General features: G+C 55.6%; 22 protein-coding genes and 1 tRNA gene. 14 read left to right on the plus strand and 9 right to left on the minus strand.

Features of this window, described 5'->3' with window-relative positions:
• The 3 genes from J0X03_RS14935 to J0X03_RS14945 all read right to left on the minus strand — a co-directional run bounded on the left by J0X03_RS14935 (position 1) and on the right by J0X03_RS14945 (position 1945).
• Positions 1-597 (minus strand): fimbrial protein, encoded by a 597-nt coding sequence (locus tag J0X03_RS14935; protein WP_369825806.1) that lies wholly within the window; start codon positions 595-597, stop codon positions 1-3.
• An 820-nt stretch (positions 598-1417) separates the two neighbouring features.
• Positions 1418-1630, minus strand: a complete 213-nt coding sequence (locus tag J0X03_RS14940) for a hypothetical protein (RefSeq protein WP_004928089.1) — start codon at positions 1628-1630, stop codon at positions 1418-1420.
• A gap of 227 nt (positions 1631-1857) precedes the next feature.
• Positions 1858-1945 (minus strand) — tRNA-Ser (locus J0X03_RS14945).
• A gap of 229 nt (positions 1946-2174) precedes the next feature.
• Here J0X03_RS14945 and yccA point away from each other — a divergent pair.
• Positions 2175-2834: an FtsH protease modulator YccA gene (gene yccA, locus J0X03_RS14950; protein WP_033642602.1), complete on the plus strand. Its 660-nt coding sequence runs from the start codon at positions 2175-2177 to the stop codon at positions 2832-2834.
• A gap of 110 nt (positions 2835-2944) precedes the next feature.
• Positions 2945-3274, plus strand: a complete 330-nt coding sequence (gene tusE / locus J0X03_RS14955; protein WP_033642601.1) for a sulfurtransferase TusE — start codon at positions 2945-2947, stop codon at positions 3272-3274.
• A gap of 34 nt (positions 3275-3308) precedes the next feature.
• On the opposite strand, the gene yccX is transcribed toward tusE, so the two are convergent.
• Positions 3309-3587 carry an acylphosphatase gene (gene yccX, locus J0X03_RS14960; RefSeq protein ID WP_160204161.1) on the minus strand — a complete coding sequence of 93 codons (279 nt, stop codon included), beginning with the start codon at positions 3585-3587 and terminating at the stop codon, positions 3309-3311.
• A 93-nt stretch (positions 3588-3680) separates the two neighbouring features.
• On the opposite strand from yccX, the gene rlmI reads away from it, so the two are divergent.
• On the plus strand, positions 3681-4871 hold the full coding sequence (gene rlmI, locus J0X03_RS14965) for a 23S rRNA (cytosine(1962)-C(5))-methyltransferase RlmI (protein WP_072627929.1): 1191 nt from the start codon (positions 3681-3683) through the stop codon (positions 4869-4871).
• Between the two features lie 60 nt (positions 4872-4931).
• Positions 4932-5249 carry a heat shock protein HspQ gene (gene hspQ, locus J0X03_RS14970; protein ID WP_004928104.1) on the plus strand — a complete coding sequence of 106 codons (318 nt, stop codon included), beginning with the start codon at positions 4932-4934 and terminating at the stop codon, positions 5247-5249.
• Between the two features lie 58 nt (positions 5250-5307).
• Here hspQ and J0X03_RS14975 read toward each other — a convergent pair whose 3' ends face one another.
• Positions 5308-5721 carry a CoA-binding protein gene (locus J0X03_RS14975; RefSeq protein ID WP_033642598.1) on the minus strand — a complete coding sequence of 138 codons (414 nt, stop codon included), beginning with the start codon at positions 5719-5721 and terminating at the stop codon, positions 5308-5310.
• 256 nt (positions 5722-5977) lie between these two features.
• Here J0X03_RS14975 and J0X03_RS14980 point away from each other — a divergent pair, with 256 nt between their 5' ends.
• Together J0X03_RS14980 and J0X03_RS14985 are read left to right on the plus strand one after the other, a co-directional pair.
• On the plus strand, positions 5978-6643 hold the full coding sequence (locus J0X03_RS14980) for a DUF2057 family protein (RefSeq protein ID WP_099782773.1): 666 nt from the start codon (positions 5978-5980) through the stop codon (positions 6641-6643).
• Positions 6644-6763: 120 nt separating this feature from the next.
• Positions 6764-7222, plus strand: coding sequence for a methylglyoxal synthase (locus J0X03_RS14985; protein ID WP_033642596.1), 459 nt, complete (start codon positions 6764-6766; stop codon positions 7220-7222).
• Between the two features lie 33 nt (positions 7223-7255).
• Here the strand turns inward: J0X03_RS14985 and helD are convergent, their stop codons facing one another.
• Complete coding sequence (gene helD, locus J0X03_RS14990; RefSeq protein WP_160204160.1) at positions 7256-9310, minus strand: DNA helicase IV; 2055 nt, start codon at positions 9308-9310, stop codon at positions 7256-7258.
• A gap of 166 nt (positions 9311-9476) precedes the next feature.
• On the opposite strand from helD, the gene J0X03_RS14995 reads away from it, so the two are divergent.
• Positions 9477-9929 carry a YccF domain-containing protein gene (locus J0X03_RS14995; RefSeq protein ID WP_025302313.1) on the plus strand — a complete coding sequence of 151 codons (453 nt, stop codon included), beginning with the start codon at positions 9477-9479 and terminating at the stop codon, positions 9927-9929.
• A gap of 26 nt (positions 9930-9955) precedes the next feature.
• Complete coding sequence (gene yccS, locus J0X03_RS15000; RefSeq protein WP_033642594.1) at positions 9956-12091, plus strand: YccS family putative transporter; 2136 nt, start codon at positions 9956-9958, stop codon at positions 12089-12091.
• Here the strand turns inward: yccS and J0X03_RS15005 are convergent, their stop codons facing one another.
• On the minus strand, positions 12092-12751 hold the full coding sequence (locus J0X03_RS15005) for a TfoX/Sxy family DNA transformation protein (protein ID WP_160204159.1): 660 nt from the start codon (positions 12749-12751) through the stop codon (positions 12092-12094).
• A 243-nt stretch (positions 12752-12994) separates the two neighbouring features.
• Here J0X03_RS15005 and sulA point away from each other — a divergent pair, with 243 nt between their 5' ends.
• Both sulA and ompA read left to right on the plus strand, forming a co-directional pair.
• Complete coding sequence (gene sulA, locus J0X03_RS15010) at positions 12995-13501, plus strand: SOS-induced cell division inhibitor SulA (protein WP_160204158.1); 507 nt, start codon at positions 12995-12997, stop codon at positions 13499-13501.
• Positions 13502-13857: 356 nt separating this feature from the next.
• Positions 13858-14940 (plus strand): porin OmpA, encoded by a 1083-nt coding sequence (gene ompA, locus J0X03_RS15015; RefSeq protein ID WP_033644244.1) that lies wholly within the window; start codon positions 13858-13860, stop codon positions 14938-14940.
• 101 nt (positions 14941-15041) lie between these two features.
• On the opposite strand, the gene matP is transcribed toward ompA, so the two are convergent.
• Positions 15042-15500, minus strand: coding sequence for a macrodomain Ter protein MatP (gene matP, locus J0X03_RS15020; protein WP_033642591.1), 459 nt, complete (start codon positions 15498-15500; stop codon positions 15042-15044).
• A 210-nt stretch (positions 15501-15710) separates the two neighbouring features.
• Between matP and J0X03_RS15025 the strand changes: the two genes are divergently transcribed.
• From J0X03_RS15025 to fabF, 4 genes are all read left to right on the plus strand, one after another.
• Positions 15711-17459, plus strand: coding sequence for an AAA family ATPase (locus tag J0X03_RS15025; RefSeq protein WP_160880176.1), 1749 nt, complete (start codon positions 15711-15713; stop codon positions 17457-17459).
• A 68-nt stretch (positions 17460-17527) separates the two neighbouring features.
• Positions 17528-18046, plus strand: coding sequence for a bifunctional 3-hydroxydecanoyl-ACP dehydratase/trans-2-decenoyl-ACP isomerase (gene fabA, locus J0X03_RS15030; protein ID WP_004928144.1), 519 nt, complete (start codon positions 17528-17530; stop codon positions 18044-18046).
• 466 nt (positions 18047-18512) lie between these two features.
• Positions 18513-19040 (plus strand): winged helix-turn-helix transcriptional regulator, encoded by a 528-nt coding sequence (locus J0X03_RS15035; protein WP_033642590.1) that lies wholly within the window; start codon positions 18513-18515, stop codon positions 19038-19040.
• Positions 19037-20314 carry a beta-ketoacyl-ACP synthase II gene (gene fabF, locus J0X03_RS15040; protein ID WP_033650690.1) on the plus strand — a complete coding sequence of 426 codons (1278 nt, stop codon included), beginning with the start codon at positions 19037-19039 and terminating at the stop codon, positions 20312-20314. The genes J0X03_RS15035 and fabF overlap by 4 nt, the downstream gene beginning before the upstream one ends.
• A gap of 64 nt (positions 20315-20378) precedes the next feature.
• Here the strand turns inward: fabF and rmf are convergent, their stop codons facing one another.
• Positions 20379-20549 carry a ribosome modulation factor gene (gene rmf / locus J0X03_RS15045; protein WP_004928150.1) on the minus strand — a complete coding sequence of 57 codons (171 nt, stop codon included), beginning with the start codon at positions 20547-20549 and terminating at the stop codon, positions 20379-20381.
• Positions 20550-20789 lie beyond the last annotated feature (240 nt).

The raw sequence follows: 20789 nt of genomic DNA on the forward strand, positions 1-20789 counted from the left end.
TTACAGGTAAGAAATGGTGTAAGTCACGTTGGAACTCAATTCCCCCACTTTTGCTTCCAACGCATTGGTCTTGTAGTAATAGGCGTCCAACGTCAGCGTTTCGGCATCCGGCGCCGTTTTATCGCCTTTGATCTTGGTGACATAAGGTACGTTCAACGGAATCGGCGTGGATGAACCCGGCTCAGCCAGAGAAAAACCGACGTTTTTCGCTACGGCGGCGTCGCTTTCATTCACGGAGCTGTTCAGCAGATATTTCCCGTCGGTAGAGATATTATTCGCCGAAGAGAAGTAGATCTTCAGCGGCGTACCGGCCGTTCCCGCCGCCGGCGTGCAGCCGGAGAACGTCAGCGAGAAAGATTTCTTGTTTTTGGTGATGGGGCCGACCACGGTGCCCGCATCAGTCACGGAAATCGGGCTGAGCGCAACGGTAAAATCGGCGCTTTTCCCGCCATTGATGGTACAAGTGGTATCCGTAACGGCACCGCTAAACGAAATAACGCCACCGGCGGAATTATCTGCCGCCGTTGCGCCCACAGATGTTAACGCGGCAGCCAATACCGCCAAAGAGATGCCTTGCTTAATCATAATAAACCCCATTACTTTCTTCGCTGAGAGAGCATATATAAAATGACCTACACCATTAAACCGTTTAGAGGCTAACGAAGCTTAGGCAATAGCAGAGTATTGACAGCATCCTGCCATCTAAAAGTTTATATGCGACGGTATATATTTATATATATCCAAGTGTATTCTAAAAGGTATCCGACAATGGGAAAAATCTCATTCACCGCCAGATGCAGGACATATTAATTCCAAAGGCAAAAAAATTGCAACATCGAATCAAATAATTTTCATGACAATAAAAAAAATGAATCGAGCAATGACCGGAAGGATGTGTGCCTTAAAAGAGTGAGTACGGCAGGCTGCTTACTGCGCGGGTTAAATGAGGGCCGCCATTTCCCCATAAAAGCGCTTGTGGCATAAAAAACAAAAAGCCATTGATATAAAAAGAAAAAACACACAAAGAAAAATCTTAGATTCCTTAACCCTCCTCATCCCTCCACGTAAGGTTTACTTTTCCCCTACCTTAAAAATTATCCGACCTACCGCTATAGGAGTAGCCCGGAAATGCGATACTCTCTGCACATGAATATTCAGACACACAAGAAACAGCGTCCGAATTTTTCTTTGCTCAGTCGATAAGGGTGAATTTTTCAGAGAAAAATATATCTTTCCCTATCAATATAAAACCCACCTTTAAAGTATATTAAAAAATATACTGAAAGATAATTCATTTAAATAAATCGCTACAGGGGTCAAACAAGATAGGGGAAAAGGGATGCTTCGCGAGTAACGGCGGGAATAAAAAACCCGAGCGCCACAGGCTCGGGTTGATAGCAACACAGATATTCGACGATCAGAGCGGCTTTTCAGTCCGTACGATGCCGTGATTCTTCATCACTTCTTCCATCGTAAGGCTATCGTCATACGGCGTCTCGTCGACCACAACGTCTTTCGGACGCTCATAGGGTTTGGTCGCACGTTTGAACATCCACCACCATACGAACACCAGGAAAGCGCCGGACTTGAGAAAAATCATGGTCCATAGGGCGACTTGATACCAGTTCATCTCTGTCTCCTAAGAGTATTAAGCAAAATCGATAAGGCGGCGTTAATTATCGTGCCGATCACGCCTGACAGCAGCAGGCATCCGAGCGGCCTGCCTTGATGACCGCATAATCTCACCGATGCGTAGCCCTTATCAATAGCCGTTCGCATTTCCTGCGGGCGACCGTCAAGTTCTCAGCACGCAAAAGCAAAAAACCCCGCGCTCTAAGAGCGCGGGGTCAGAATGTATGGCGGAGGAGCAGAGATTCGAACTCTGGAACGGTTTCCCGTCGACGGTTTTCAAGACCGTTGCCTTCAGCCACTCGGCCACCCCTCCGCAACGACGCGCACTATAAACAGAGCTTATTCGCTTGTAAAGCCCAGGCGCGTTCAACCGCGCGAAAAATCGACGGAATGATGCAAGCCGGCGAACAAACGCGCGGCCGCTCCCCCCGCTGTTGCAACAATGATAACTAAGGGTAAAGATTGGTAAACAAACTTTAATCAAGCGCTTGCGCTGCCTATCATCGGGATTATTTTGTGATGGCCTGATAAGAGAGATCATTATGGACCGCATTGTCGTCTCGTCTTCCTCGCGCGACTCCCTGCTCAGCACGCATAAAGTCCTGCGCAACACCTATTTCCTGTTATCCCTGACGCTGGCTTTCTCGGCGCTGACCGCAACCGCCAGTACCCTGCTGGGCCTGCCTGCGCCGGGCTTGCTGCTGATGCTGGTTGGCTTCTACGGGCTGATGTTCCTGACGCATAAACTGGCCAACAGCCCGGCAGGCATTCTGGCGGCGTTCGCGTTGACCGGTTTCATGGGGTATGCCCTTGGCCCGATCCTCAGCTCGTTCCTGAACGCCGGCGCGGGCGATCTGATCATGCTGGCGCTGGGCGGCACCGCCGCGGTGTTCTTCTGCTGCTCGGCCTACGTGCTGACCACCCGTAAAGACATGTCGTTCCTGTCCGGCATGATGATGGCCGGTTTTGTGGTGCTGCTGGTGGCGGTGATCGCCAACCTGTTCCTGCAGATCCCTGCTCTGCACCTGGCGATCAGCGCGCTGTTCATTCTGTTCTCCGCCGGCGCGATCCTGTGGGAAACCAGCAACATCATTCACGGCGGCGAGACCAACTACATTCGCGCCACCGTCAGCCTGTACGTGTCGCTGTACAACATGTTCATCAGCCTGTTGAGCATTCTGGGCTTCGCCCGCAGCAACTGATCGCGTGTTACCCCGCCTTCCAGGCCCCGCTCCGGCGGGGCTTTATTTTTTGCGGCTGAAAAAATTTGCTAAACTGGCGGCCGTTCCGAATTATCCGTTATCGAGGCAGTATGTTGGAGTTTGAAGGTCGGGTTATCGACACTGACGCACAGGGCTATCTGAAAAACAGCGCCGACTGGCATGAAGGCCTGGCGCCGCTGCTGGCCGCGCAGGAAGAGATCGTGCTCACCGAAGCACACTGGGAAGTGGTGCGCTTTGTGCGCGACTTCTATCAGGAATTCAATACCTCACCGGCTATTCGCATGCTGGTCAAAGCCATGGCGCAGAAATACGGTGAAGAAAAAGGCAACAGCCGCTATCTGTACCGCCTGTTCCCGAAAGGGCCGGCCAAACAGGCCACCAAGATCGCCGGATTGCCCAAACCGGTAAAATGCATCTGACCGCTCCGCCCGCAGCGCCGCTGCAGGCGAGCGCTTAATAGCGAATGCCGAACCCGTCGTAGTCGGCTACGCCTTGCGGCTCCACCAGCACGCGTTCGACGCGCGCGCTGCGCGGGCCGCCCTGCTTCAGCCATGCGACCAGCGAGTCCACCTGCTCCTGTGTGCCGCAGGCCACCACCTGAACGCTGCCGTCATCAAGGTTGCGCGCATAGCCCGTCACCCCCAGCGCCTCGGCCTGCCGCTGAGTGGAATAGCGAAACCCTACCCCCTGCACCACGCCATACACATACGCAGCAATGCAAACTTGTGTCATAATCGCCCCCTTAATTCAGTTTTCGTTATGGCATTGCCGTGCCTTTGCACCGCCGTGTCACTCTTTCTATCCTAGCTGGCAGCATTATTAATTATGACCGTACGCCTGTTTCTCGCCAAAGGACGTGAAAAGTCCTTACTCCGTCGTCACCCTTGGGTATTCTCCGGCGCCGTTCAACGCGTCGAGGGCAAAGCGCTCTCCGGTGAAACCATCGATATTCTCGACAGCCAGGGCAAATGGCTGGCTCGCGGCGCCTATTCGCCCGAGTCGCAGATCCGCGCACGCGTCTGGACTTTCCAGCAGGATGAAGAGATTAACATCGATTTCTTCATTCGCCGCCTGCAGCAAGCGCAAAGCTGGCGTGATTGGGTCGCGCAGCGCGACGGCCTGGACGGATACCGCCTGATCGCCGGCGAATCCGACGGCCTGCCGGGCATCACTATCGATCGCTTCCAGAATTTCCTGGTGCTGCAGCTGCTGTCCGCCGGCGCCGAATATCAGCGCCCGGCTCTGCTTTCCGCTCTGCAGCATTGTTACCCGGAATGTTCAATTTACGACCGTTCCGACGTGGCGGTGCGTAAAAAAGAAGGCCTGCCGCTGGCGCAGGGTCCGGTGCTGGGCGATCTGCCGCCGGAGCTGCTGCCGATCACCGAACACGGCATGAAACTGCTGGTGGACATTCAGCAAGGGCACAAGACCGGTTTCTATCTCGATCAGCGCGACAGCCGCCTGGCGGCGCGTAACTACTCTGCCGGCCGCCGGGTGCTGAACTGCTTCTCCTACACCGGCGCCTTCGCCGTTTCCGCTCTGATGGGCGGCTGCGCGCAGGTGATCAGTGTAGATACCTCGCAGGCGGCGCTGGATATCGCCAGACAGAACGTCGAGCTCAACAAGTTGGAGCTGAACAAGGCAGAGTTCGTTCGCGATGACGTGTTCCAACTGCTGCGCAACTACCGCGCCCAGGGCGAGAAATTCGATCTGATCATCATGGATCCGCCGAAGTTCGTCGAGAACAAAAACCAGCTGGCCAGCGCCTGCCGTGGCTACAAAGACATTAATATGCTGGCGCTGCAGCTGCTGAACCCGGGCGGCATTCTGCTCAGCTTCTCTTGCTCCGGGCTGATGCCGACCGATCTGTTCCAGAAAATTTTGGCCGACGCCGCTGTAGATGCCGGACGTGATGTACAATTTATAGAACAGTTCCGCCAGGCTGCCGATCACCCGGTGATCGCCACGTACCCTGAGGGGCTGTATCTGAAAGGCTTCGCTTGTCGGGTGATGTAACTTGAAATGCGCTGCCTTGCCCCCATATATGAGCAAGGCATTGTTTCTCAGGAGGTCATCATGATTGCCAGCAAATTCGGTATCGGACAACAGGTTAGGCATAAACTGCTGGGGTATTTGGGCGTCGTTATCGATATCGACCCTGAATACTCTTTGGAACAACCCAAAGCTGACGAGATAGCGGCGAACGATGAACTGCGTTCCGCTCCTTGGTACCACGTGGTGATGGAAGACGAGGAAGGCCAACCGGTGCATACCTATCTGGCGGAAGCGCAGCTGGATGGCGAGCCCCAGGAAGCGCATCCCGAGCAACCATCGCTGGATGAACTGGCGGAATCCATCCGTCACCAGTTACAGGCGCCACGCTTGCGCAATTGACCGCGCCAAGACCTGAGAAACCCTGAAAGAGCCCGGCATCGCGCCGGGCTCTTTTTATTTAGCGCTCCAGCCCCAAACGCGGGATTTCGATTTTCGGGCAGCGATCCATCACCACCTGCAGCCCAGCCTGTTGCGCCAGCACTGCCGCCTGATCATTAATCACGCCGATCTGCAACCACAGCGCCTTGGCGCCGATCGCTATCGCCTCTTGCGCCACGCCGTAGGCTGCCTCCGAATTGCGAAAAACGTCGACCATATCGACCGGCTGCGGGATGGCGGCCAGCGTGGCATAAACCGGCTGCCCCAACAGCGTCTGCCCCGCCAGTTTTGGGCTCACCGGGATCACCTGATATCCCTGCGACAACAGATAAGCCATCACCCCATAGCTGGGCCGCGACGGGTTATCGCTGGCGCCCACCAGCGCGATGGTTTTCACCTGCTGCAATAACTCAACAATCTCTTGATCTTGCATCTTCAACTCCCGTTTATCACTGCGTCACTCTTCCGTTTCGAGTGTAACCGATCGGCATTCGCGCAGCTAAACGCTACGCGCAGGAAACTTCAGCGTAATCTTATGGTCTGAGGCTGTCGCGGTTCAGCCACGCACAGACGTGTCTAATTACAAATAAATATGTAAAAATGTAAATAAAATACCCGATTGAAAAATTTTGACACAACCTATGCCATGTTCAACACTTAGAGCTACGTCACTTTATAAGGAGATAATGATGAAATTTGGTCTGGTGGTTGCGGCGTTGCTCAGCATCAGCATGCCTGCCGCGGCTACGACCCTGAAACTCTCCCCGGACATCGATCTGCTGGTGGTCGACGGCAAGAAAATGACAGGTTCGTTGTTAAAAGGCGCCGACAGCCTTGAACTGGATGGCGGACAGCACCAGCTGCTGTTTAAAGTGACCAAAACCGTACGTTCCGGCCAGCATACGCAGGCCTATGCGTCCCTGCCGCTGGTTGCCACCTTCAATACGCAAAAGATCAGTCAGGTGGCGATCGAACTGCCGCGCATCGAGAACGATCGTGACGCGCAACGCTTCGATAAAACGCTGAACTATCGGGTAGTGGATAAAGAGGGTAATGCCCTGCCGTTCCAGCATGATGTGCTGCATCCCGACAGCGTCACCTTCAATGCCGATTTGGAAAAGGTGATGACGGATTACAACCGCCAAAACCGCCCGGCTTCCGTCCCGCTTTTCGTCCAGCCGAACGCAGGCAACACAACAGCCTCCCTGCCGGCCGGCGCACCAGTGAATGCCCCGACGGTGACGCTGAAAGGTGAAAACGTGTCGGAACAGATGCTGCAATACTGGTTCCAACAGGCGGACAAGGAAACCCAGAAGCGCTTCCTGCACTGGGCCAACAAACAACCGGTTCGCTGATCCCTCCGGCGCCTTAGCCGCGAAGGCGCCTTTTCTTCGCATTTTCAACTGCAAACGCTAGGCAGTGAAAAACAGTTTCAGTAATCTGTCGCACATCACCGATTAGCGAAGGACACTGAGATGGAATTGACCACCCGCACTATCGCCGAGCGCAAACACATTGCGCTGGTGGCGCACGATCACCGCAAACAGGCCCTGCTGGAATGGGTTGAAAGCCACAAGACCATTCTGGCGCAGCACCAGTTGTACGCCACCGGCACCACCGGCAACCTGATCCAGCGTGCCAGCGGCATTCCCGTCACCAGCATGCTGAGCGGCCCAATGGGTGGCGATCAGCAAGTCGGCGCACTGATTGCGGAAGGCAAGATAGACATGCTGATCTTCTTCTGGGATCCGCTGAACGCGGTTCCTCACGATCCCGACGTGAAGGCGCTGCTGCGGCTGGCGACCGTCTGGAATATTCCGGTAGCGACCAACCGTTCGACCGCTGATTTTTTGATTGACTCTCCGCTGTTCAAAAGCGAGGTGGCGATCGCCATCCCCGACTATCAGCGTTACCTGCAAGACCGCCTGAAATAGTCCTTTCGGCCTGGCTACCGCCAGGCCAGCTGCTTACGGTTTTTTCTGCACCGGAACGCCAAGCTCACGCAGGTGGTCGACGAACACCGAAGGACGTTCACGATCCTGCAACAGCCATACCTGATGTTTGGCGCGAGTCAACGCGACATACAGCAGACGGCGCTCTTCAGCATCCGGAAAGTCCTCCGGCTGCGGCAGTAACACCTCTTCCAACACCGACTCGCGCGCCACGGCGGGGAAGCCGTCACGCCCCTCATGCAAACCGGCGATGATGACGTATTCCGCCTGCTGCCCCTTGCTGGCGTGGATGGTCATAAACTCCAGATCCAGCTTTGGCCAGCGGGTGGCCGCTTTCGCCAGCGCTTCCGGTTTCAGATGGTGGTAACGCGCCAGCACCAGGATGCGCTCATCCGGCTTGGCGTAGCCGCTCAGCTTGTCCAGTAGCGGCTCCAACTGCTCGTGCGGCAGGATCGTCACCGACTTTTTATTGCCCTTGCTCAGACTATTGAGCGGTTTTTTCAGCTGGTGCGGGTTCTGCTGCACGAACCGGTTGGCCACCTCGCCGATGCGTTCATTGAAACGATAGGTGGTATCCAGCGCGCACTGCGCGCCTTCGCCGAAGTTCGTGGCGAAGGCCGTGGTTAACGTCAGTTCTGCGCCGCTGAAGCGATAAATCGCCTGCCAGTCATCCCCTACAGCAAACAGGCAGGTCTGCTTGTTCTGTCGGCGCAATGCCGCCAGCAAGAGCGCACGCTGCGGTGAGATATCCTGAAACTCGTCGACCAGAATATGTTTCCACGGGCTGACGAAGCGCCCCTTGTCGAGAATGTTGACCGCCTGATGGATAAGGCCGGAGAAGTCCACCGCCCCTTCCTCTTTCAAGGCGCTTTTCCAGGCTTTCAGCAGCGGCGCCATCAGCCTGATGCGTTTTGAAAACAGATCGCGGATTTCTTCATCCGCCTGCTCGATCATTTCCGCCTGGCTGCCGCCATGCATGCGCATCAGCCCCAACCAGCGTTCCAACCGGCTTGCCAGGCGATCCGCCAGGCGCTTATCCTGCCAGAAGTCGCCTTCCGGCACTTCCCATTCCAGCTCTTCGGTCAACCATTGACGCCACCCCTTGGCCTGCGCTTTCTTCTCCGCGCACTGTTGGCGCCAATGGGTGATCAGCAGCTCTTTGCGCGCTTTGGCATCGGTTTCCAACCGGCTGATGGCCGGCGCTTTGCGGCTGCCTTGTTGAATGATTTGCAGCGCCAAGGCATGGAAGGTCTTGGCCTGAACACCGACATCACCCAAACGTTCTTTGATGCGGTCGTTCATCTCGCCGGCGGCCTGACGGCCGAACGCCAACAGCAAGATTTGACCCGGCTCAGCCTCCTGACGACGCAGCAGCCAGCCAGCGCGCGCCACCAGCACCGACGTTTTGCCGCTGCCGGCGCCGGCCAACACCAGCACGGAATCCTCGCCATTGACCACCGCCCGGCTCTGGGCGTCGTTGAGCGGCGAACTCTCGACGGTCTGGAAGAAATCATGGTGTTGATCCAGCATGCGCTCGGTCCACTGCCGGTTGCGTTGCTCGATGCTGCGCCCCCCCTGCTGCAACCATTGCAAACACAGATGGTAATCAGCCCGGCAGTTATCGAATTCCTCCAGGCGCGCCACCGGCATCGGCAGCGCGGAGAAAGCCTCGCGAATTTGCTGCTGCAACTTGCCCAACTCAGACTTTTTGAACCATTTATCTTGTTGCTCAATGCGCTTAATCTGCGCCACCTGCTGTTGCAACACGCCGGCGCTGACGTCGCTCATTTCGGCGCTCCACTGCTGCCACGCCTGCTGAAGAAAGTGATAAAAACGCTGCGTTTCCTGCCATTCGGTGCCGTGCAGCCGCACTACTTTTTCGTCCGGTAATTCAAATTCCAGCTCGCCCCAGACGATGCCACGCTTGCACCTGACCTGAATCAGTTGATTGAAGGGGATCAGGTATTCATGTTTTTCCCCGCTCACCTCAACGCCGGCGTGCAGCAACCGCACGCGGTTATAAGGGTGCTGAGCCAGGTGTTTCCCCAGCGATGTCGCTTTAAGTTCCATATCGTCGCGCCATGACTATGTTGAGATTAAATAACGGATATCTGCCAGTTTACCTGCGATAAGCAGTGGCACTCTAGCGCTAAAAAAAGGGTAGAATAGATTTTGCGTTTTTATCGTGAATACGCCCGCATCGCGGTTTGGCTATCATTAGAGCAGAATGACGTCTATGCGTACTGTACTGAATATTCTTAATTTTGTGTTGGGCGGTTTCTTCACCACGCTAGGCTGGCTTATTGCTACAGTGTTCAGCGTGCTGCTTGTCATCACACTGCCGCTTACCCGCTCCTGTTGGGAAATCACCAAGCTGTCGCTGGTGCCGTTCGGCAACGAAGCGATACACGTCGATGAACTGTATCCGGAAAAAAGCAATGCGCTGCTCTCCGCCGGCGGCTCACTGCTCAACATTATCTGGCTGGTGCTGTTCGGCTGGTGGCTGTGTCTGTCACACATCGCCGCCGGTATCGTGCAATGCGTTTCAATCATCGGCATTCCGGTCGGCATCGCCAATTTCAAAATAGCCGCCATCGCACTGTGGCCGGTGGGACGCCGCGTCGTCTCGGTAGAAATGGCTCAGCAAGCCCGTATTGAGAATGCTCGCCGTCACTATCAACAGCGTTAATTTTTTCTCCGTTTGAGGAGTTTTTCGTGCTCTCTTTTGCACCCGCAGTTCGTCGTTATACTTACAACAGCAACCTGCTGTATCACTTGCGCATCCTCATTGCGCTGATCGGCACCACCGCCGTTCCCTGGTGGCTCGGCATTCCCAAGCTGACTATCCCGTTAACGCTGGGCGTGGTGGCAGCCGCCCTGACTGATTTGGACGACCGCCTGGCCGGCAGATTACGCAATCTGCTGATCACGTTGGTATGCTTCTTTATTGCTTCCGCCTCGATTGAGCTGCTGTTTCCCTACCCTTGGTTGTTCGCGCTTGGCTTAACCACCTCGACCTGCGGTTTTATCCTGCTGGGCGCCTTGGGGCAACGTTACGCCACCATCGCCTTCGGTGCGCTGCTGATCGCGGTTTACACCATGCTCGGCACTTCCATGTACGATGCCTGGTATCAGCAACCGCTGCTGCTGGTGATCGGTGCATTGTGGTACAACCTGCTGACGCTGGCGGGCCACCTGCTGTTCCCGATCCGACCGCTGCAAGAAAACCTGGCGCGCTGTTACGATCAACTGGCCAATTATCTGGACGCCAAAGCCAACCTGTTCGATCCCGACGCCGAACGCGACGCCGATCTGCCATGGATGGACGTCGCAATGGCCAACAGCGCGTTGGTCGCGTTGCTGAACCAGACCAAAGCCTCGCTGCTGACGCGCCTGAAAGGCGATCGCGGCCAGCGCGGCACCCGCCGCACCTTGCACTACTATTTTGTCGCGCAGGATATCCACGAACGCGCCAGCTCTTCCCACGTTCAGTACCACGCGCTCAGCCGGCAATTCCGTCACAGCGATATTTTATTCCGCTTCCAGCGTTTGCTGAGCATGCAGGCGCGCGCCTGCCGCCAGCTGGCACAATCGATCCTGCTGCGGCAAAAATACCAGCACAACCCGCGTTTTGAGCCAGCCTTCAGCCGCATTCAGGAGGCCTTGGCACGCATCGCCGAAACCCAGGGCAATAGCGAACAGACCAAGGCGCTGGCGCATCTGCTGAAAAACCTGCATGCGATAGATGCGCAGTTGGCCAATATCGAGTCCGAGCAAACGCTGGCGAGCGGACAAGCGGAAGAGAACAGCCTGGCCGACGATCGCTTAACCGGTTGGAGCGACATCCGGCTGCGCATCAGCCGCCATTTAACGCCGCAGTCGGCCCTGTTCCGCCATGCGATCCGCATGTCGGCGGTGCTGTGCGTCGGTTACGCCTTTATCCAGTTCACCGGTATGCAGCACGGTTACTGGATCCTGCTGACCAGCCTGTTCGTCTGCCAACCGAACTACAACGCCACCCGCCGGCGCCTGGCACTGCGCATCATCGGCACTCTGGCAGGTATCCTGATCGGCCTGCCAATCCTCTATTTCGTGCCTTCCGTAGAAGGGCAACTGGTGTTGATCGTCATCACCGGTGTCTTGTTCTTCGCTTTTCGCACCGTACAGTATGCCCATGCAACGATGTTCATCACGCTGCTTGTGTTGCTGTGCTTTAACCTGTTGGGTGAAGGTTTCGAAGTGGCCGCCCCGCGCGTTTACGATACCTTATTGGGTTGCGCCATCGCCTGGGCGGCGGTCAGCTTCATCTGGCCGGACTGGAAGTTCCGCCAACTGCCGGCGGTGGTGGATAAAACGCTGAATGCCAACTGCCGCTATCTGGACGCCATTTTGGTGCAATATCATCAAGGTAAGGATAACGGCCTCGCTTACCGCATTGCACGACGAGATGCCCATAACAGCGATGCGGAACTGGCTTCGGTCATCTCCAACATGTCAGCCGATCCCAAGGCCGACAAAGCGCTGCAGGAAGCCGCCTTCCGCTTGCTCTGTCTGAACCACACGCTCCTGAGCTATATCTCCGCATTGGGGGCGCACCGCGAGCGGCTTAACACCCCGGCCACGCTCGATCTGCTCAATGACGCCGTGTGTTACGTGGACGGCGCCCTGCATCAGGAAGAACGGAACAGCCAGCGCATTGCGCAGGCGTTGGAACAGCTGGCGGAGCGCATCAGCAAAGCCGTTCCGGAACCTGAAAGCAAAGAACAATTGGTCTTGCAGCAGGTGGGATTGGTGCTCGAGCTGCTGCCGGAGCTCACCGCGCTGCATGCCCAAATCAATAAGGCAGCCTAACTATTCAGGGCCCGACGATGGGCCCTGAATAACCGGCTCATGCCCATGGCGGCGCATCGCCATCGTATGATCGAACCAACGCACTAGCTCGCTGCGTAATTCGGCCGGCAACGCCGCCTGATGATAACCGGCTATCGCCCCGCCCAGCGACAGCAGCACTCGTAGCCCCAAATTAGTCTGCTGTTTCAATAAACGGAGATAGCTGCGTTTGGCGCCATGCAGCCGTAGGTCATAAGCGTTGCGAATGCCCGCTCGCCACAGCAGACGTTCCATATTGACGTCAATATTCGGCAATGCCTTCAGTCGGCCATGATCGCCAGCCTTAAGCCGCTGCTCCCGGCGCGCCTCCCTGACAGCCTGCCAGGCCAGCCCCACCAGCTCGTTGCGTTCCCGCCACAGCGACTCGTCAACCCAGTAATAGCGCAAGGTAATGGGCACACCGCGTTTGGAATAGACCATATTGACCATTCCGCGGGCGCGAAAGGCGGGTTCCATGCTTGCCGTAGCCCGCAAATACAGCTCCCCCTCCGCTATCACCGCAAACATGACGCCCTCAGCCAGCAGACCGTAACCGCCGAACTGCGACCGAGTCGTGATGGCCCCCAATGCCGCAAAGCAATTTTTAGCCTGCGCGATTCTTCTCGTCGACATCCTTTTCATAGCGTTCCTCCTTTTTAGGTTCTGGCCTTTAGGTTCTGGCCGTATTATTTCTCTCATCAATGAAAAAAGTAACGTGAACAACTAATTAGAAAAATACGCACTATCCGCCCGCCTGCCAATCACAAAAACCATCGGTACAAAAAATGATCGCAATTATGCGAGCCGCTACGAAAATTTGGGTTGATCTTATCCTAAATCAGGGATACTGTATAAACATACAGTAACACGACGGGCGGGAACTTTATGCGTACTCAATCACTCTACCAACCTCATTTCGGCCATGGCTCTTATACAACGCGCAATGTTGCGAAGAACACGGATGTCGGCAAAGAGAATGGCTTGATCAGTGAACTTGTTTACAACGAGCGCCAGCCCGCAGTGGCTCAATTGCTGTTGCCCCTGCTGCTGCAACTGGGCAAGCAGTCTCGCTGGCTTCTGTGGCTCACGCCGCAGCAAAAATTAAGTAAACAGTGGCTGCAGCAATCCGGCCTGCCGGTGGATAAAGTGGTGCAATTGAGCCAGATCAGCCCGGTGAATACGGTTGAGGCAATGGAAAAAGCGCTGCAAACGGGGAATTACAGCGTGGTTCTCGGCTGGTTGCCCGAGCTAACAGAGGAGGATCGTCTAAAATTAAGACGAGCGGCAGAATTGGGTAACGCATACGGGTTTATCATGCGTCCACAACGTGACATTAGCCCGACTCACGGACAGTGTTCTACCCTAAAAATTCACTCTTCTTTGTATCATTAAGTAAATTTAGGATTTTTCCCATCATTTTCGCACCCCGTAAAGGGAACCTTTGCGGGATAAGGCAAAAAGCTAGTCCGGCCGCGGTTCGGCAAGGAAAAACGCCCTGTTGATCGCCGCTTTTTTGAGCGGAGAATGTTAGCAAATATGTACGATTCTGCGTTTTTTTTTAGAGCCTTATCACATCACACTTGTAACTTTCGCGCCACGTTGTAGACTTTACATCGCCAAGGTTGCTCTATAACGTCAGAAAAACTGGCGAGTAACAAACGAGGGCTTAAACCTTGGCGAAGGAATTTAACCAAGGGCTTAAACAGCTTTAAAGCTCATTGCCTATTTGGATGATAACGAGGCGCAAAATGAAAAAGACAGCTATCGCATTAGCAGTGGCACTGGCAGGTTTCGCTACCGTAGCGCAAGCCGCTCCAAAAGATAACACCTGGTACACCGGTGCTAAACTGGGCTGGTCCCAGTACCACGACACTGGTTTCTACGGTAACGGTTACCAGAACGGTATCGGCAATGGCCCAACCCATAAAGATCAGCTGGGTGCAGGCGCGTTCCTGGGCTACCAGGCAAACCAATATCTGGGCTTCGAACTGGGCTATGACTGGCTGGGCCGCATGCCTTACAAAGGCAGCGTGAACAACGGTGCTTTCAAAGCGCAGGGCGTTCAACTGGCCGCTAAACTGAGCTACCCAATTGCTGACGATCTGGACATCTACACTCGTCTGGGTGGTATGGTATGGCGCGCAGACTCCAAAGCGAACTACGGCCGTACTGGTCAGCGTCTGAGCGACCACGACACCGGCGTTTCTCCGCTGGCTGCTGTTGGTGTTGAATACGCACTGACCAAAAACTGGGCTACTCGCCTGGACTACCAGTTCGTAAGCAACATCGGTGACGCAGGTACCGTTGGCGCGCGTCCAGACAACACCATGCTGAGCCTGGGCGTTTCTTACCGCTTCGGTCAGGATGACGTAGTTGCTCCAGTTGCTCCAGCTCCAGCTCCGGCTCCAGTTGTTGAAACCAAGCGTTTCACTCTGAAGTCTGACGTGCTGTTCAACTTCAACAAGTCTACTCTGAAAGCAGAAGGCCAGCAGGCTCTGGATCAGCTGTATACCCAACTGAGCTCCATGGATCCTAAAGACGGTTCCGTAGTGGTTCTGGGTTACACCGACGCCGTTGGTTCTGACCAGTACAACCAGAAACTGTCTGAAAAACGCGCACAGAGCGTTGTTGACTACCTGGTCTCCAAAGGCATCCCGTCAGACAAAATCTCTGCACGTGGTATGGGTGAAGCAGAGCCAGTTACTGGCAACACCTGTGGCTACAAATCTGGCCGCGCTACCAAAGCTCAGATCGCTTGCCTGGCACCAGATCGTCGCGTAGAGATCGAAGTTAAAGGTATCAAAGACGTTGTAACTCAGCCTCAGGGCTAAGTTTACTCGCCTAATAAAAAACCCCGCAATGCGGGGTTTTTTTTCGTCCTGTTTTTGTCAGAGCATTCAAGGCCTGGTGCAACGAAGGCGCTCTGCCCCGTTTATTTAGGTTCTTTGCCGAGAATCGCCTTCAGGTCTTCTTTCAACGACGACATCTGATTCGCATACTTCTCTTTGCGCTCAGCATCTTCGATAAGCTGCACGACGGTTTCCGACAGCGTCACGCCGCGACGACGCGCCAGGGCAGCCAAACGTTGCCAAACCAAAAACTCCAGATCGATAGATTTTTTACGCGTATGCTGGTGTTCTGCGTTAAAATGACGTTTGCGGCGGGCGCGGATCGTTTGTTTCATCCGGTTATCCAGATCCGGATTCATATGAGCGGCAATCCATGCAAGTACCTTTACCGGCTCATTTTCCAGCTTCAGCAGCTCGTTAACCGCTTCCTGAGCAGCGCTGTTTTCAATGTAGCGGGTAATGAGTTCCCCTTCCCGGTGCTTCTTCACCAGGTACTTCCATTTCCAACCGCTCTCCAGATTTTCCAGTTGCTGATATTTCATCTTGAGCTCTTCAGTGACCGCGTAACTTCAAATAAGCATAACAGCTTTACGCCGAATTTCCCCGGCAATTAAGCCGTCTTTTAGACTGTTTTTTGCACAGTCATCGCGCGATGTCAAACTCCCTGATGCCAACTGGCACTCCACATGTATCAAGCTGCCGTTATTCTTGTATAATCGCCCTTTCCCTTTTTAACGATTGCATCTAACACTTTGACCAATAACCGACTTGAATGGCAATCTTTATTGCCGGACGTAACGCCTTATCAGGCGATATTTGATACCGCCGCTCAGTTGGCACCCGTGCCCTTTTCCGCCATTCAGCCTCGGCTGGAAAATGCCCTGACGCTATTTTGTCACCCCCAATCGCCACCGCGATTCATGCTGTTGAAAGCGCAAGAAACGCGAGAATACCTGGAACTGATCGCTAACGCCGTCAAACCACTGCTGCCGCAAAACACGGCATGCCGCGGCAGCCACTACGTCATTCAGGATGGCAAGGTCAGCGTAGAGCCTGCCAGCCATGGCGATGAACCTTTCGCTGCCGGCGGTGCTTGCGTGTTCCAGGAGTGGATTGAACCGGAGCAGCTGTTTGGTTGCGTGCGGATCCACAATGGCGACATCACTCTGCAGCCCGGCCTGGTGCACCAGGCCAACGGCGGTATTCTGATCCTGTCAGCCCGGGCGCTGCTGGCCCAGCCGTTGCTATGGCTGCGGTTGAAGCAAATGATCGGCCAGCGTCAGTTCCATTGGGTTTCGCCTGACGAAACCCGCCCGCTGCCGGTCGCCATTCCGTCGATGCCGCTGGACCTGCGGCTGATTGTGGTCGGCGACCGCCACGGCCTGGCCGATTTCCACGATATCGAGCCAGAACTGAGTGAACAAGCGGTCTATGGCGAATATGAAGACGATCTGCAACTGACTGAAGTTGATGATATGGCGCAGTGGTGCGGCTACGTCAACGGTGTGATCGCCGAGCGGCAGTTACCGATGTTGGCGGCCGATGCCTGGCTGCCGCTGATCGTTCAGGCGGTGCGTTATAGTGGCGATCAGGGCATCCTGCCACTCTCGCCGGTTTGGCTTGGGCAGCAGTTGTCCGAAGCGGCACTATATGCCGAAGAAGACCGCATTACGGCCAAAGCGTTTGAAGCGGCATTGAATGCCCGCGAATGGCGTGAAAGCTATCTCGCCGAGCGTATGCAGGATGAGATCGAACTGGGTCAGATCCTGATCGAGACCGAGGGTGAAGTGGTTGGGCAAATCAACGGCCTGTCAGTCCTGGATTATCCCGGCCACCCACGCAGCTTCGGCGAACCGTCGCGCATCAGTTGCGTTGTGCATCTCGGCGACGGCGAATTTACCGACGTCGAACGCAAGGCCGAGCTGGGCGGCAACCTGCACGCTAAAGGTATGATGATCATGCAAGCGTTCGTGATCGCCGAACTGGACCTGGATCAGCAGCTGCCCTTCTCCGCCTCGATCGTCTTTGAACAATCTTACGGTGAAGTGGACGGCGACAGCGCCTCGCTGGCTGAACTGTGCGCCCTGATCAGCGCCCTGTCACAGCAGCCGATCACACAACAGATCGCCGTCACCGGCTCCGTTGACCAATTCGGCAACGTACAGCCGATAGGGGGCGTTAACGAAAAGGTCGAAGGTTTCTTCGAGGTTTGTTTACGCCGCGGCCTGACGGGCAAACAGGGCGTCATACTGCCCGTGACCAACGTGCGCCACCTGTGCCTGCGTCAGGATGTCGTTGACGCGGTGCGCGAGGGGCAATTCCACCTGTGGGCGGTAGAGAGCGCAGCGGAAGCCTTGCCTTTGCTCACCGGTTGCCTCTACTCTGACGAACAACAGCCGAATTTGTTGGCGGCCATTCAGGAACGGATTGCGCAGGTGAGCCTGCAGGAACGCCGCCGTCCATGGCCGCTACGCTGGCTCAACTGGTTCAACCACGGCTGATCGGACTTGTTCAGCGTACACGTGTTAGCTAACCTGCGTCCTTCATTAAAATAAGGCTTACTGAGAACATGGTAGATAAACGCGATTCCTATACGAAAGAAGACCTCGAAGCATCCGGCCGCGGCGAGCTGTTCGGCGCCGGTGGCCCGCCGTTGCCGGCGGGTAACATGTTGATGATGGACCGCGTGGTCAAAATGACCGAAGACGGCGGGACTCACAACAAAGGTTATGTGGAAGCGGAGCTGGATATTAATCCGGACCTATGGTTCTTCGGTTGCCACTTTATCGGCGATCCGGTCATGCCGGGCTGCCTGGGCCTGGATGCGATGTGGCAGCTGGTCGGTTTCTACCTCGGTTGGCTCGGTGGCGAAGGCAAAGGCCGCGCGCTGGGCGTCGGTGAAGTCAAGTTCACCGGCCAGGTGCTGCCGACCGCGAAAAAGGTAACCTATCGTATTAACTTCAAACGCGTCATCACCCGCAAGCTGATCATGGGCGTCGCCGATGGCGAAGTGCTGGTTGACGGTGAAGTGATCTATACCGCCACCGATCTGAAAGTGGGCCTGTTCAAAGACACCACCGCGTTCTAATCACGCTGACGAGAAGGCGGCCACTGCCTTCTCTCTAACGTTCTTCGCATGCCGTCATGTTCGACGTGATGGCATTTCTTTCTCTTATCCTTTCCCGGCCTTTCAAAGACTCCCGCCCCTCTTTTTAGCCGCCGTTAGCATCATCTTATTATTCAGTTCTCATCAAAGAGGGTTAGGGCCGATAGCAAAGATGCGCTATCGGGCGATATGAAATATCGCATCACGCTGGCATTGACGCTGGGTGCTCCTTATTTCATCGCCCGACACCGAAATGCCTTCCCCCACCGCTCTCTGCCCTATGCTTACCCGAAGCGGCCAAAGCAACAGGCAGCCTGAAAGGCGGCCTCCCTCAATACCCGCATCAGTGCGATAGCGGTTTTTTTGCATCCGGTTATTCTCTTGCCCCTCAAGATCCTCTAACATGACTATTATAGTAACTACAATTATTGTACTTATTGAGGAAGGTATGCAAAAAACCCGCTTTAGCGACGCGCCTTGCCCCGTAGCGCGTGCATTGGATCGCGTGGGGGAATGGTGGAGCATCCTGATCCTTCGCGATGCTTTTCAGGGGCTGTCCCGGTTCGACGAATTCCAACAAAGTCTGGGGATGTCACCCACGCTACTGGCGCGTCGCCTGAAGGATTTGGTGGCCCACGGCATTCTGTATAAAGAACGTTATCAAACGCGGCCGGTGCGCTATCACTACCTGCTTACTGAGCGCGGCAACGATTTTCTCCCGGTGTTGGCGGCGCTCTCACAATGGGGCAACAATCATCTGACCGACGGGGACGTCAGCGCCCTATTGGTCGACGGACGCAACGATCGGCCGATCCAAGTCCAGTTGGTCAATCGTGATACCCAACAGCCGGTGCCGCCGCAGTTCATTACGCTGGCGCCAGGGCCGGCGGCAAGCGACGGCATACATCAACGCGCCGAACTGATGCGGCAGCGGCGCCTCGCCGACTTACCCGAATTTACCAAGGAGCCATCATGAGCAATCGTCGTATCGTCATTACCGGCATGGGCGCCGTTTCACCGCTAGGGTGCGGTGTTGAAGCCATCTGGCAACGTTTGTTAAAAGGAGAATCCGGCATTCGAGCGTTGCCTGACGAGATCGTTGCAGATTTACCGGTAAAGGTCGGAGGACAGGTCCCGGCGCTGGCGCAGGATGCTGAAGCGGGCTTCAACCCCGACGCCTCCGTCGCCCCCAAGGACCAAAAGAAAATGGACCGCTTTATCCTGTTTGCTATGGCGGCGGCGGACGAAGCCATTCGTCAGGCCGGCTGGATAGCCGATACGGACGAAAAACAAGAGCGCACAGCCACCGTCATTGCCTCGGGTATTGGCGGTTTCCCGGCGATTGCCCAGGCGGTGCGCACAACCGACAGCCGCGGCGCCAAGCGGCTGTCGCCGTTCACCATCCCCTCATTCCTGGTCAATCTGGCGGCCGGCCACGTTTCAATCAAACACCACTTCAAAGGGCCGATTGGCGCGCCGGTCACCGCCTGTGCCGCCGGCGTGCAAGCCATTGGCGACGCAGTGCGTATGATCCGCAATGATGAAGCCGATATCGCCGTGTGCGGCGGTACCGAAGCCGCGATAGATACCGTCAGCCTGGGCGGGTTCGCCGCCGCGCGCGCCATGTCCACCGCTCCGGCCGAATTGGCGCAACAGGCCTCTCGGCCCTTCGACAGCGCCCGGGACGGATTTGTCATGGGGGAAGGCGCCGGCATGCTGGTCATTGAAACGCTGGAACACGCACTGGCGCGCGGCGCCACCCCGCTCGCGGAAATCGTCGGCTATGGCACCAGCGCCGACGCCTACCATATGACATCCGGCGCTGAAGACGGCAACGGCGCCTATCGGGCGATGAAAATCGCGTTGAAGCAGGCGAACGTCGTTCCCGAGGAGGTACAGCATTTAAATGCGCACGCGACGTCGACACCCGTAGGGGATTTGGGCGAAATCAACGCCATCAAACACCTGTTTGGCACGGCCGGGACTGTCGCCGTGACCTCAACAAAATCAGCGACGGGGCACCTGCTGGGCGCCGCCGGCGGGCTGGAAACCATCTTTACCGCCTTGGCTCTGCGCGATCAGATAGCCCCTGCCACGCTAAATCTGGATAACCCCGACCCGGCGGCGGCAGGTTTGCATCTGGTCGCGAAACAGGCGGAATCGATGAACATGACCTACGCCTTATCAAACGGCTTCGGCTTTGGCGGCGTGAATGCGAGTATTTTGTTGAAACGCTGGCGGGATGAATAAGCGCCTGAAACAAAAACCTCCGCCAAGGGGCGGAGGTTATTCCTTTTATTTGACAGGGAGCCGCTTAAGCGGTCACAGCCCTGTCTTCCATGGCTTCTCGCCAACCTCCCAGCCATTGAGACCGGGCGTCCACTGATGATTGGTAGGGACAATGTTCCCTGGAACGCCCTAAAATACCTGCCTGATACCCTCTCGAATGCGCCCTTTCCAGACGATCGCGTTTCTGTCTCTTCATGCCTCGTTTCCCTCATTTTGGTCTGGTGGAAAGAAAACAATGGCTGCTTTTTGCGCAGCCACGAGTAATCAATAGCGCTAAAAGAAGAGAAGATCAATGCGCAAAATTCACGCCAATGTCATATTTGTGAGCTACGCCCGAGGAAAATGCTAAGTGGCTGATCTGCAGAGGAAGGAGTTAACCAATTGAAATGAAATAGAAATCCCTGCCAGCGAGAAAAAACGACTTTTCACGCCGACA

Origin of the sequence: Serratia ureilytica, from assembly GCF_017309605.1 — a bacterium.
Classification (GTDB): domain Bacteria; phylum Pseudomonadota; class Gammaproteobacteria; order Enterobacterales; family Enterobacteriaceae; genus Serratia; species Serratia ureilytica.